We start from the raw sequence: 13,038 nt of genomic DNA, 5'->3' as shown, positions 1-13,038 counted from the left end.
CAAACGAACGCAAAAAGTAAAAAATTGCATTGACCAAAAGCCATCGTATCCCTTACATTACGCCCCGTCGCCGCGGCATGGCCCGCCAGCGAATGTGCAGCTCAAGCACATAAAGTAAAGTAGTGAGNGCAAAAAGTAAAAAATTGCATTGACCAAAAGCCATCGTATCCCTTACATTACGCCCCGTCGCCGCGGCATGGCCCGCCAGCGAATGTGCAGCTCAAGCACATAAAGTAAAGTAGTGAGCAAAAATTTGGTGAGGTGTCCGAGTGGCTGAAGGAGCACGCCTGGAAAGTGTGTATACGGCAACGTATCGAGGGTTCGAATCCCTCCCTCACCGCCAAATTGCAAAAACCGACCTGATGGTCGGTTTTTTGTTTTTAGGCGCCATCCAGACGTGGAGCTGGCAGTGCGGCGCGAAAAACTTCGCTTGGTTTGTCCGAAGTTGCGGCTCGTCTTAAAAAGCGGCAATGGCGAACAGTCTGTTGTTTGTCGCTGCGGATCTGACGTTCCGCACCACAATGCACTGCCAGATTGAAAGCCCTGATGTTTCCATCAGGGCTTTTTGCTATCCGCGTTTTTGCGGGCGCGGTGGGCAAGCCGATGGCGATGGGGGGCTGGCTCGGGTATAGTCCTGCGCCAATGGCGTTATCCTGTTTTGCTGACCCGTCGTTGCCCTGGTGGTGGCGAGGGGCTGGCCTGTGTAAGGAGTGTTATGAAGTTCAGTCCCCTGCTCGATGAGATGATGAAAGCCCTGCAGGTGTTGCCGGGGGTGGGGCCCAAGTCTGCCCAGCGGATGGCCTTTACCCTGCTCGAGCGTGAGCGCAGCGGCGGCTTGCGATTGGCCCAGCTGCTCTCCCGGGCCCTGACCGAGATTGGTCACTGCAGCCACTGCCGCACCTTTACCGAGAACGATCGCTGCGATATCTGCGCCAATCCCAAGCGGGAAGAGAACGGCCTGCTTTGTGTGGTGGAGAGTCCGGCGGATGTGGCTGCCATCGAGCAGACCGGCCAGTTCTCCGGCCGCTACTTCGTGCTGATGGGCCATCTGTCGCCGCTCGACGGCATCGGCCCGGAGGAGCTGGGGCTCGATATTCTCGAGCGCCGGTTGAAGGATGAGCACATCAGCGAGCTGATCCTCGCCACCAATCCCACTATCGAGGGGGATGCCACCGCCTGGTATATCGCCGACATGGCCCGTCATGCCGGGGTGGAGGTGAGCCGCATCGCCCACGGCGTGCCGGTAGGGGGAGAGCTGGAGCTGGTGGATGGCACCACGCTCTCCCACTCCCTGATGGGGCGGCAGCGCTTGAAATAGCAAGGCGAGCCTGCCTGCTACCCCGCATAAACAGGGGATGAGCTGGGCAATAAATAGCCGTTTGATCGGATTTAGAGGGGCGAGTGAGCAGGATTGCACACTCGCCCCTTGATATTTGACTGGCCGTCCCCATCTAGGTTGGGCATATGTTCAACCCGATGTTTCTGAGGATTGGTCCATGACCCAAAGTGTTCATGCCGAAACCCACGGCTTTCAGACTGAAGTCAAACAACTGCTGAGCCTGATGGCTCACAGCCTCTACTCCAACAAAGAAGTATTCCTGCGCGAGCTGATCTCCAACGCATCCGATGCGGCGGACAAGCTGCGCTTCAAGGCGCTTTCCGATGCCTCTTTGTTCGAAAACGACGGCCAGTTGCGTGTGCGTCTGGTGGTGGACAAAGAGAAGCGTACCCTGACCATCTCCGATAACGGGATCGGTATGACCCGTGATCAGGTGATCGAGCACCTAGGTACCATCGCCAAGTCCGGCACCGCCGAATTTTTCAAGAACCTCTCCGGTGATCAGGGGCGTGATTCCCAGCTGATCGGTCAGTTCGGGGTCGGTTTCTACTCCGCCTTTATCGTTGCCGACAAGGTGACAGTGGTCTCCCGCGCCGCCGGTACCGAGCCGGGCCAAGGCGTGCAGTGGGAATCGGAAGGGGAAGGCTCCTTCACCGTGGCTGACGTGACCAAAGAGGGTCGCGGTACCGACGTTATCCTGCACCTGCGTGCCGAGGAAGAAGAGTTCCTCGACGACTGGCGTCTGCGCTCCGTGGTGAGCAAATATTCCGATCACATCAGCGTGCCGGTCGAGATGTTCAAAGAGGGCACGCCGGATCGGGAAGAGGATGGCGAAACCATCGTCGGCACCCCGGGCGAGTGGGAGCAGGTCAACCGTGCGACTGCACTGTGGACCCGTAACCCGAAAGATATCAAGGACGAGGAGTATCAGGAGTTCTACAAGCACGTTGCTCACGACTTCGAAGATCCGCTGCTGTGGGGTCACAACCGGGTGGAAGGGGCGCAGGAGTATACCAGCCTGCTCTACGTACCGGCCCGTGCACCGTTCGACCTCTACAACCGCGAGCAGAAGCACGGTTTGAAGCTCTACGTGCAGCGCGTCTTCATCATGGATGACGCCGAGCAGTTTATGCCGACCTACCTGCGCTTCGTCAAAGGGGTGCTGGACTCCAACGATCTGCCGCTCAACGTTAGCCGTGAAATTCTGCAGGATAACAAGGTGACAGCCTCCCTGCGCAAGGCTTGCTCCAAGCGCGTCTTGACCATGCTCTCCAAGCTGGCGAAAGACGATGCCGAGAAGTACGCCAAGTTCTGGAGCGAGTTCGGCAATGTGCTCAAAGAGGGCCCGGCCGAGGATTACGCCAACCGCGAAGAGATCGCCAAGCTGCTGCGCTTTGCCAGCACCGCTGGCGAGGGCGAAGCCCAGACCGTCTCTCTCGAGGATTACGTTGGCCGCATGAAGGAAGGTCAGCAGAAGATCTACTACATCACTGCTGACTCCTATGCCGCTGCCAAGAACAGCCCGCACCTCGAGATCTTCCGCAAGAAGGGCGTCGAAGTGCTGCTGATGTGGGAGCGTGTCGATGAGTGGCTGATGAGCCACCTGACCGAGTTCGACGGCAAGCAGCTCATCTCCGTCACCCGTGGCGAACTGGATCTCGGCGATCTGGAAGATGAAGCCTCCAAGCAGGCGCAAGAAGAGGCCGAAAAAGCCAACGCCGGTCTGGTTGTGCGGGTCAAGAAGAGCCTCGGTGAAGCGGTAAAAGAGGTGCGCGTCACCCACCGTCTGACCGATTCACCCTCTTGCATCGTCACCGACGCTTACGGTATGAGCACCCAGATGATCAAGCTGATGCGCGCCGCCGGTCAGCCGGTGCCGGAGCAGAAGTACATTCTGGAGCTGAACCCTGACCACGCGCTGGTGAAGAAACTCGACACCATCGAAGACGAGGCGCTGTTCGGCGAGTGGGTCACCCTGCTGCATGAACAGGCCCAGCTGGCCGAGCAGGGCGGGCTGAACGATCCGGCGAGCTTCGTCTCCCGCATCAACCGTCTGTTGCTGCAAGCCTAAGCGGCGACTCCGATAACAAAAAGCCCACTGCATGCAGTGGGCTTTTTTGATCCCGCCGTGTCAGAGCGGTGGGGAACAATGGCAAGGGAAGCGGCCAGCGCCTCTCTATTTGCGGTATTCGTTGTTGTAGTTCTGGATGAGACGCCGAGTCACCTCGTGCTGGGGGTCGGCAAACACCTTGAGGGTCTTGCCGCGCTCCACCACCCGCCCTTCATGCATCACCAGCACCTCGTCGCTGATATGGCTGACGATGCCCAGATCGTTGGCCACCAGCACATAGCTGAGCCCCATGGTCTCCTGCATCTCCAGCAGCAGGTTGATGATCTGGGAGCGCACCGAGATATCCAGGGTGGAGAGCGCCTCATCGGCTACCACGATCTTGGGGTTGAGGATCAGCGCCCGCGCCAGTGCCACCCGCTGCTGCTGTCCGGAGGAGAGCATCTGCGGATAGAACAGGGCGTGATCCGGCAGCATCCCCACCATGCGCAGGGTCTGTACCACCTTCTCGCGGCGCTCCTCTTCACTCATTTCGGTGTTGAGGCGCAGCGGGGTTTCCAGGATCTGGCCGACCCGGATCTTGCGGTTCAGCGAAGTGTTGGGATCCTGAAAAATCATCCGCAGCAGTTTGCAGCGAGTCTGGTAATCGCCATGCACCATCAGCTGGCCGTCGATGGCGATGTCGCCGCTGGTGGGCTCGATCATGCCGGCCAGAATGCGAGCGAGGGTACTCTTGCCGGAGCCCGCTTCGCCGACGATGGCGAGGGTCTGGCCCACGTCGAGGTCGAACGAGAGGGGCTTGATCGCCTCCACCGCCTGACGACGGAACAGACCGGTGCGGTTCTGGTAGGTTTTGCTAAGGCCTCTGACCTGCAACAGGGATGGCTCGATCACAAGCGGGGCTCCTTCATGGGGGCATTAACGGTCATCATTTTTTCGGCTCCTCCATGTTCAGCGGGAAGTGACAGCTGAACTGATGGCCCTTGATCTTGTTCATCAGCGGGGTCTGCACGCACTGCTTCTGGGCGTAGGGGCAGCGTGGCCCCAGACGGCAGCCGATGGGCAGGTGTTGCAGCGGCGGGATGACGCCGGGCAGGGTTTCGAGGCGCGACTTGTGGCGTACCAGCTTGTCAAAGTCGGGGATCGATTTGAGCAGTGCATCGGTATAGGGGTGATGCGGGGTCTCGAGGATCTGCTCCCGGGTGCCCACCTCCACCATCTGGCCGCAGTACATCACGTTGATGGTGTCAGTCAGGTTGGCGATGGCTGCGATGTCGTTACTGATGATCAGGATGGTGGTGTTGCCCAGCTTGTTCATCTTGTCCAGCAGCCGCAGGATCTGGGAGTGGGTGGTGGATTCCATGGCGCTGGTGGGCTCGTCGGCCACCAGCAGGCGCGGCTTGTTGGCAATGGCCATGGCGATCATCACCTTCTGGCACATGCCATCCGACAGCTCATGGGGATAGGCGCGCATCACCTTGCGGTGATCCTTGACGCCGACCCGGTGCAGCAGAGCGATGGCTTTTTTCTTACGCCACTGGAAGCGCTGCCAGAATTGCCCCTCGAACGAATCGGTCGGGATCGCCTCTTCCAGCTGGGTGCCGATCTCCTCGGAGGGGTCGAGACAGCTGATAGGGTCCTGGAAGATCATGGCGATCTCGCGGCCCATGATGCGGCGGCGCTCCTTGGGGGCCATGGTCAGCAGATCCATGTCGTTGAAGCGCATCCGGTCGGCACGTACCGTCCAGTTGTCCTTCTCGATGCCGACGATCACCTTGGCCACCAGACTCTTGCCGGAGCCGGATTCACCCACCAGACCGCGGATCTCCCCCTCGGTCAGGGTCAGGCTCACCTTGTCCACCGCCTTGACCTTGCCTTGCGGGGTGTCGATCTCGATGGTGAGATTGCGTATGTCGAGCAGAGGCATCAGTCGTTCCCCTCTTTGAGTGCTTCGCGAATGCCTTCACCAACTAAATTGGTCACCAGCACGCTGAACAGGATGGCGATGCCGGGCAGGGTGACGGTCCAGGGGGCGAGATAGATAAGGTCGCTCGAATCGGCCAGCATGGTGCCCCACTCCGGTTGGGGAGACTGGGCGCCGAGGCCAAGAAACCCGACTGCCGAGATATCGAGAATGGCTGCCGACAAGGTGCGGGTGGTCTGGGCCACCAGGGTTTCGACGATGTTGGGCAAAATAGCCAGACGCATGATCCGGAAGGGTGGCGAGCCATCGAGGCGGCTGGCGGTGATGTACTCCTTTTGCATCTCGGCATGCACCGCGTTGTAGGTGGCCCGGATAAAGGGCGGGATCAACGCGAGTGTAATGGCAATCAGGGTATTGCCAAAACCAGGCCCCATGATGGCGACCATGATGATGGCCATCAGCAGGGAGGGGATGGAGAGCAGGGTATCGAGCAGGTGGTGCAGCACGCTCGATTTCAGCCCCTTGCTCATGCCGCCGAGGATGCCGATGGCGGAGCCCACCACCATGGCGATCACCACCACCACCAGTGCGTAACCGAAGGTGAGCCGCGCCCCCACCACCAGCCGGGAGAGCATGTCGCGCCCCAGATCATCGGTGCCGAGGAAGTAGTCGATATTGCCGGTCGCCGCCCAGGAGGGGGCCAGCAGCAGCTTGTCGGCATGCTGTTCATCGATGCCGTAGGGGACGACCAGCGGCCCTACCAGGGTGATGAGCAGTAACAGCAAAAAGCACCAGAGCCCCGCCATGGCCAGCGGATTGCGACTGTAGGAGGCCCACGTCTGCTCAAGGGGCGAGAGGATCTTGAGCTCGGGATAGATGTTCGATTTATCTTGCATAGGATACCTGGCTCCTGGTCACGCCATGAGCGCGTTCAATCTTGTTTGGCATACAACTCTTTGCGCCGTGCCGGATAGATAAGGGTGGTCAGCAACTCGGTGCTGACGCTGGTCAGGATCACAAAACTGGCGACCACCAGGGTCGCGCCGCGAATGGCGGCGTAATCCTGCAGGGCGATGCTGCTGATGAGCCAGCGGCCGATCCCGTGCCACTCGAACACCACCTCGGTGATCATGGCGGAGGTGAGCACGCTGCCCAGTTGCAGACCCAGCAGCGGCAGTACCGGCGGCAGGGCGTTCTTGAGACCATGGCGCCAGACGATCTGCGCCTTGGAAAGACCCCGGCTCGCCGCCGCCTTGATGTAGTTTTGCTTCATCACGTCGATGAGGGAGCTGCGCACATGGCGGATCACCTCGGTGGTGGGCACCACCGCCAGCACCAGTGACGGGAGGATCAGGTGGCGCAGGGCATCGTGCAGCGCCGCTTGCCGCCAGGGCTCGTGGCTGAGCAGCACATCGATCACCGCGATCCCCGTGATGGGCGGCACGTCATAGAGCAGGCTGATCTGACCCGATGCGGGTAGCCAGCCAAGGTCTAGCGAAAAGAGCATAACCACCAGCAGCGCCAGCCAGAACACTGGCACCGCATAGCCGATCAGACCGGCGGTCATGATGGAGAGATCCAGCGTCTTGCCCTGTGACAGGGCCGCCAAGGTGCCGAGGGGAATACCCACCAGCAGCGAGATGGCAAACGCCGCCAGACAGAGGATCAGGGTCGCCGGGAAGTAGTGGCGGATCTCGTCCAGCACCGGCAGCCCGGAGACGCTGGAGAGCCCCAGATCACCTGCGAAAATGCGGCGCAGGAAGTCGGGATAACCGCTCCAGAAGCTGATCTGATGGCCGATCAGCCGATAGTCCAGCAGATAGGCGACGAAGGTCAGCGCCAGCAGGGTGATGAGCAGCAGGTTGATGCGGCGCAAGGTGTATAGAAGCATGCTTACTCCCTGTGAGCCTGGTTGAAGGAGGTGCCGCCAAAGGGCATCAGCGTCAGCCCCTCGATGTCACTGCGGCTGACCTGGGTACGCAAGGCGTGCGCTAGAGGGATCAGCGGCAGCTGTTCGTTGAGCAGGGTCTGGGCATAGTAGTAGTTGCGCAGCCGGAATGAGAGCTGGGGCGTGGTGACCGCATCATCCAGCAGCTGGTCGAAGGCCGGGCTGCACCAGCGGCTGTAGTTGTTGCCCCGCTCCACCGCCGAGCAGCTCAGCAGCTGGCGGAAGAAGTTGTCCGGGTCGGCGTTGTCGGCAATCCAGCCGGAGAGCAGGCTGTCGTACTGCCCCTTGGTGAGACGGCCTTCGATCACCGGCCACTCCCGTTGCACGATCTTGAGCTTGATCCCGACCTTGGCCAGATCGCTGCGGATCAGCTGGGCAGTCTTGACCGCATCCGGGTTGTAGGGGCGGGCGTCCGGTTGTACCAGCACCTGCATCTCGAACCCTTTCTCCAGTCCCGCCTCCTTGAGCAGCTGGCGTGCCCGTTTCAGATCGGGTTTGCGCTCGGGCAGGCTGGGGTTGTAACCCCATGAGAGGGGCGGCAGCAGGCTGTTGGCGGGCAGACCGGTATCGAAATAGACCGCCTGCAGCAGGTTGTCGATATTGATGGCGCTGGCAATGGCCTGCCGCACCTTGACGTTGTTGAACGGCGGCTTGCGGGTATTGAGGGCCAAAAAGGCGACGTTCATCCCCGACTGGACCGAGAGGCTCAGCTCCGGATTTTGCTTGATCACCGAGAGCTGGCTGGCGGAAGGGGTGCTCATCACGTCGCACTCGCCGGTCAGCAGCTTGGCCAGCCGTTTGGCGGATTTGGGGGTGATGTCGTAGACCAGCTGTTCAATCTTGGCATCGCCGCCCCAGTAGCCGGGGTGGCGCAGATAGCGGATGAACTCGTTGTGGCGATACTCCTTGAAGCTGAACGGGCCGGTGCCGATGGGGCGGCTATCCAGCAGGGCTGGCGTGCCCGCCTGCAACATCTGCTCGGCGTATTCAGCGGAGAGGATCACCGCATAGTCGCTGGCCAGGGTGGCGAGGAAGGAGGCGTTCGGCTGGTTCAGCTCGAATACCACCGTTTGCGGCCCCTTCTTGCTCACCCGCTTGATCAGCAGGTCTTGTCCCAGGCTGTAGAAGTAGGGGTAATCCCCGCCGGAGACATTGTGATAGGGGTGCTGCTCGTCAAGCTGGCGGGCATAGGTGAAGACCACGTCATCGGCATTGAAGGTGCGGGTGGGCTTGAACCAGGGGGTATGGTGAAACGTCACCCCCTTGCGCAGGGTCAGGGTATAGGTGAGGCCATCTTCGCTGATCTGCCAGTGGGTGGCGAGCGCCGGCTCCAGCGCCAGGGTGTTGGGGTTCACCTCCAGCAGGCGGTCGTAGAGCGGACGGGCACTGGCATCCAGCGTAACCCCGGAGTTGGAAACATGGGGATTGAAGGAGAGGGGGGAGCCCTCAGCACAATAGATGAGTCCGGTTTTGGAGGCCTCGGGTTGCTTCTGGCAGCCGGTGACCAGCACCAGCAGACCCAGTAGCAAGGGTGTGAGCATTCTCATTGTTGAACCATGTTCTTATAGGGATTTTGTACGCACGTTTTGATACAAATGTGCCAGCGCGAAGGCTGGCGTGTTGCTGGAGTCGGCATCAACCGCGCTCCTTCACTCTTGTTCTGCATCGTTATCGCCATCCAGCAGCTGATACTTGCGTAGCATGCCACGGAACTGGTGATAGCTTAAGGCCAGCAGTTGAGCGGCTTTGCGCTGATTATACTGGGATTGCTGCATCGCTTGCTTGAGTAAATTAATCTCGTATTCCGCCACCGCCTGCTTGAGATCGAGCGGCAGGGTGAGGGGGGATGCGGATTGTACCTCGCTTCGGGCCTCTTGCGCAGGTTGCGTAGCCAGTGGTCGCCAGGGGGAATCAAACGGGTTGAGCACCAGCGTCGAGAGCGGCAACTGGGGATTGCCCTGACGATAGATACTGCGCTCCACCACGTTCTTCAGCTCCCGCACGTTGCCCGGCCAGTGGTAATCCAGCAGCAACTGGGTCGCCTTGCGCGAGAAACCGGCAAACAGCGGATAGCCCAGCTCCCGGGTCATGCTGTGGGCGAAGTGCTCCGCCAGCATCAGGATATCTTCCCGCCGCTCCCGCAAGGGGGGGAGGGTGATCACATCAAATGCGAGCCGATCGAGCAGATCGTGGCGAAACTGCCCCTTGTCAGCCAGCGCAGGGAGATCCTCGTTGGTGGCGCAGACCAGCCGCACATCCACCTTGAGGGGCTTGGCCCCACCCACCCGCTCGAACTCGCCATACTCGATGACTCGCAGCAGCTTCTCCTGCACCCGGGCGCTGGTGGTGGCCAGCTCGTCAAGGAACAGGGTGCCGCCATCGGCCCGCTCGAAGCGGCCCTGATGGCGCTTGGCAGCGCCGGTAAAGGAGCCCGCTTCGTGACCGAACAGCTCGGTCTCCAGCAGGCTCTCGCTTAAGGTGGCGCAGTTGATGGTGACAAAGCTTTGATCCCAGCGCGCCGAGAGATAATGTAGGCGGTGGGCGATCAGCTCCTTGCCCGTCCCCCGCTCACCGATGATCAGCACGGGTTTGCGCAGCGGGGCGAGCCGTGAGGCCTGCTCAATGATCTCGAGAAATGCGTTGGATTCCCCCAGCAGGCTTTCCGTGGCCGTGGTCATAGTGATCCCTGTCAGTTGTAAAAGCTGGTCAATCTTACCAAAAGTTGGTGAATTTAATCATCACTTGCGCGAGACATCTTGCAATCCGGTTATTCTGCCCCATATAAATCAACAAGTTAAATTTTGTTCCAGATTGGCACACAAGTTGCCATTGTCAATGGAGAAACAACGCCATGCCAATAACAGGAGTGCAATCATGAGTATTTTTTCCCGTCTGGCCGACATCATCAATTCCAACCTGACGGCCCTGCTCGACAAGGCAGAAGATCCCCAGAAGATGGTGCGCCTGATCATCCAGGAGATGGAAGATGAGTTGGTCAAGGAGCGCTCCAATCTGGCCCGCTTCCTCGCCAGCCAGAAAGAGATTGGCCGTCAGGTCGCCCGTCATCAGGAGCGGGTCGACGAGTGGCAAGCCAAGGCCGAGCTGGCCCTGACCAAGGGACGTGAAGACTTGGCCCGCGCTGCGCTTATCGAGAAGAAAAAGCAGACCGAGTTGTCAGAGACCCTCTACCGCGAGCAGCAGGCGGTCGACAGCGGCATCGAGAAGCTGGGTGAGGAGATCCGCCAGCTCGAAGCCAAACTGGAAGATGCCCGCGCCCGTCAAAAGGCGATGGCCATTCGCACCGAAGCGGCCAGCAGCCGTCTCAACGTGCAGAGCCAGGTAGCCCGTGGTGACAGTCAGGCGGTGGTGAGCAAGTTCGAGCGGATGGAGCGTCGTATCGACGAAATGGAAGCACGCGCCGATCTGGGACAGTCCGACAAGGCGCTGGCGCAGCAGTTTGCCGAGCTGGAAGTGGACGATCAGATAAGCAAAGAGCTGGAAGCAATGCGCCAGAAGCTGGGCCAGGGCGACAGCAAGAGCGAAGGCAAACAGGGGGAGTAACAGATGGAAGATCTGCTGGGCGTATTGATGGTTCCCATGGTGGTCTTCATGGTGGTGGTGGCTCCCATCTGGCTGGTGCTGCACTATCGTGCCAAGGGGCGGATTGGCGCCGGTCTCGCCGATAGCGAGCGCGAACAACTGCAAGGGTTACTCGGTCGTGCCGAGAAGATGCAGGAGCGAGTAGGGGCGCTGGAGTCGATTCTGGATGCGGAAGTACCCGGTTGGAGGAACAAGGTATGAGCAGTGTCAGTCGTGAAGGGCGTAACCTCTATCGCGATCCCCAGCGCGGCAAGATAGCCGGGATCTGTGCCGGTTTGGCAGAGTACTTCGGGGTAGAGACCTGGATCGTGCGGCTGCTCGCCATCAGTGGCCTTATCTTCGCCGGTTTCATCACCTTCACCGCCTATATCGCCGCCTGGTTCTTGCTCGATAAAAAGCCGGTCACCCTCTATTCGCAAGAGGATGCCGACTTTGCCGAGGTGCGGATGAAGGCGCGCAGCTGGCAGGCAGGTGTCACCCCTCATCAGGCGCTGGGCCGTATCGCGCAGGAACTTGACGCGCTGGAGCCGAGAGTTCAGCGGATCGAGAAGCTGGTGACCTCCAGGGAGTTCACCCTGCAGCGGGAATTTCGCAAGCTGTAGTTCTTGCTCAAGCACTCAATGTCGATGGTGGAGTCTTCTGTGATGCGCCACCATCGACGCCAACTATCCAGACGTGGATAAGGGTCGACCTCTCGCAAGACCGATCACGCCAGATGCAACCACCAAGGGAGAACGGATCAAGCCTTGATACTCAATAAACTGGAACAGAAGTTGACTCGCCTGCAACACAAGGCGAACGACGTGGTGAACCGGGTGCGGGATCGCCATATCCGGCTGGCGGTGACCGGCCTCTCTCGCAGCGGCAAGACCGCCTTTATCACGGCGCTGGTCAACCAGCTGGAACACGCGGCCATCGATGGCCGTTTGCCGTTGTGGGATGCCCTGCGTCAGGGGCGCATCCTCGGTGCCCGCCGGGTGCCGCAGCTCAATGCCCATATTCCCACCTTTGCCTACGAGCGTGGCCTCGACTCCCTGTTTGGCGATCCACCGGCCTGGCCCGAGCCCACCCGCGGCGTGGCCGAGGTGCGCCTCGAAATCCGCTATCGCACTCGCCACCCCCTGCGCAAACATTTGGGGGAGATCTCCACCCTCTATGTGGATCTGGTGGACTACCCCGGGGAGTGGCTGCTCGACTTGCCGCTCCTTGAGATGAACTACGAGCAGTGGAGTGAACAGGTGCGTGAGCAGCTGCGTCGCCCAGAGCTGCAAGCACTCGCCGCTAGCTGGCTGACACCCGGGTGGCAGGCCGATCAGCGCTTCGAAGAGCGGCCGGTGGCTGAGCTGGCCGAGCGTTACACCGCCTATCTTCATGCCTGCAAACAGGAGCTGGGATTGCACCTCATTCAGCCCGGCCGCTTCGTCTTGCCGGGGGAGTATGCCGGTGCCCCCATGCTGCAATTTGTCCCCTGGGTGTGGGAGATGCCTGCCAGCGAACCCGCCGATGGCACCCTCTACGCCACCCTCAAGCAGCGCTTCGAGCAGTACAAACAGCATCTGGTGCAGGGTTTTTATCAGCAGCACTTTGCCGGTTTTGATCGTCAGATCGTGCTGGTGGATTGCCTGCAGCCCCTCAACGCCGGCGCGGCCAGCTTTGGCGATATGCAGCAGGCTATCGCTCGCATCATGGAGAGCTTTGCCTACGGCAAGAGCAACTGGTGGCGGCGACTCTTCTCGCCCCGTATCGACAAGCTGCTGTTTGTGGCGAGCAAGGCCGATCACGTCACCCCCGAGCAGCATGCGCCCATGGTCTCCCTGCTCCAGCATCTGGTACGCAGCGGCCGCGGGCAGGCCCGTTTTGAGGGGATCACCACCGAATGTCTGGCGCTCGCCGCCATCAAGGCAACCGAGGTGGGCAAGGGGGTGGCCAATGGCCGCGAGTTCCCCGCCATCCGTGGCACCAGTCTTGAGGGTGAGCCGCTGCTGCTGTTCCCGGGGGAGGTGCCGCCCCATATTCCGCCAGCGCAGTGGTGGAACAGTCAGGGCTTTGATTTTCAGGCGTTTCGCCCCATGCCCATGAGCGCCCATCAGGCGCTGCCCCATATCCGGCTCGATGCAGCGCTGGAGTTTCTGCTCGGGGATCACCTCGAATAACGGTGT

12 protein-coding genes and 1 tRNA gene are annotated in these 13,038 nt (G+C 60.4%); 7 read left to right on the top strand and 6 right to left on the bottom strand.

What is annotated here, in order from left to right:
* Positions 1-255: 255 nt before the first annotated feature.
* The 3 genes from BSP75_RS09805 (at position 256) to htpG (ending at position 3,410) form a co-directional block, all read left to right on the top strand.
* Positions 256-343, top strand: a tRNA-Ser gene (locus BSP75_RS09805).
* 372 nt (positions 344-715) lie between these two features.
* Positions 716-1,318 (top strand): recombination mediator RecR, encoded by a 603-nt coding sequence (gene recR, locus BSP75_RS09800; RefSeq protein ID WP_042062229.1) that lies wholly within the window; start codon positions 716-718, stop codon positions 1,316-1,318.
* A 178-nt stretch (positions 1,319-1,496) separates the two neighbouring features.
* Positions 1,497-3,410, top strand: a complete 1,914-nt coding sequence (gene htpG, locus BSP75_RS09795; protein ID WP_075113021.1) for a molecular chaperone HtpG — start codon at positions 1,497-1,499, stop codon at positions 3,408-3,410.
* A gap of 105 nt (positions 3,411-3,515) precedes the next feature.
* Here htpG and BSP75_RS09790 read toward each other — a convergent pair whose 3' ends face one another.
* The 6 genes from BSP75_RS09790 to pspF all read right to left on the bottom strand — a co-directional run bounded on the left by BSP75_RS09790 (position 3,516) and on the right by pspF (position 9,957).
* Positions 3,516-4,301, bottom strand: a complete 786-nt coding sequence (locus BSP75_RS09790; RefSeq protein WP_075113020.1) for an ATP-binding cassette domain-containing protein — start codon at positions 4,299-4,301, stop codon at positions 3,516-3,518.
* Between the two features lie 34 nt (positions 4,302-4,335).
* The gene (locus BSP75_RS09785) at positions 4,336-5,334 is read right to left on the bottom strand and encodes an oligopeptide/dipeptide ABC transporter ATP-binding protein (RefSeq protein ID WP_042657607.1); all 999 of its coding nucleotides are present in this window, start codon (positions 5,332-5,334) and stop codon (positions 4,336-4,338) included.
* On the bottom strand, positions 5,334-6,227 hold the full coding sequence (locus tag BSP75_RS09780) for an ABC transporter permease subunit (RefSeq protein ID WP_042657606.1): 894 nt from the start codon (positions 6,225-6,227) through the stop codon (positions 5,334-5,336). The genes BSP75_RS09785 and BSP75_RS09780 overlap by 1 nt, the downstream gene beginning before the upstream one ends.
* 35 nt (positions 6,228-6,262) lie before the next feature.
* A complete protein-coding gene (locus tag BSP75_RS09775; RefSeq protein WP_042657605.1) occupies positions 6,263-7,222 on the bottom strand; it encodes an ABC transporter permease subunit in 960 nt (319 codons plus the stop codon).
* Positions 7,223-7,224: 2 nt separating this feature from the next.
* Positions 7,225-8,820 (bottom strand): ABC transporter substrate-binding protein SapA, encoded by a 1,596-nt coding sequence (gene sapA / locus BSP75_RS09770; RefSeq protein WP_058051640.1) that lies wholly within the window; start codon positions 8,818-8,820, stop codon positions 7,225-7,227.
* A 108-nt stretch (positions 8,821-8,928) separates the two neighbouring features.
* Positions 8,929-9,957 carry a phage shock protein operon transcriptional activator gene (gene pspF / locus BSP75_RS09765; protein ID WP_075113019.1) on the bottom strand — a complete coding sequence of 343 codons (1,029 nt, stop codon included), beginning with the start codon at positions 9,955-9,957 and terminating at the stop codon, positions 8,929-8,931.
* A gap of 196 nt (positions 9,958-10,153) precedes the next feature.
* On the opposite strand from pspF, the gene pspA reads away from it, so the two are divergent.
* From pspA to BSP75_RS09745, 4 genes are all read left to right on the top strand, one after another.
* On the top strand, positions 10,154-10,840 hold the full coding sequence (pspA, locus tag BSP75_RS09760) for a phage shock protein PspA (RefSeq protein ID WP_075113018.1): 687 nt from the start codon (positions 10,154-10,156) through the stop codon (positions 10,838-10,840).
* 3 nt (positions 10,841-10,843) lie between these two features.
* The gene (gene pspB, locus BSP75_RS09755) at positions 10,844-11,080 is read left to right on the top strand and encodes an envelope stress response membrane protein PspB (protein WP_042022412.1); all 237 of its coding nucleotides are present in this window, start codon (positions 10,844-10,846) and stop codon (positions 11,078-11,080) included.
* Positions 11,077-11,481, top strand: coding sequence for an envelope stress response membrane protein PspC (gene pspC, locus BSP75_RS09750; RefSeq protein WP_021231384.1), 405 nt, complete (start codon positions 11,077-11,079; stop codon positions 11,479-11,481). The genes pspB and pspC overlap by 4 nt, the downstream gene beginning before the upstream one ends.
* A gap of 144 nt (positions 11,482-11,625) precedes the next feature.
* Positions 11,626-13,032, top strand: a complete 1,407-nt coding sequence (locus BSP75_RS09745) for a YcjX family protein (protein WP_075113017.1) — start codon at positions 11,626-11,628, stop codon at positions 13,030-13,032.
* Positions 13,033-13,038: the final 6 nt, after the last annotated feature.

The organism is Aeromonas sp. YN13HZO-058 (assembly GCF_001921245.1).
Lineage (GTDB): Bacteria > Pseudomonadota > Gammaproteobacteria > Enterobacterales > Aeromonadaceae > Aeromonas > Aeromonas allosaccharophila.
This window is presented reverse-complemented; position numbering and strand designations above follow the sequence as displayed.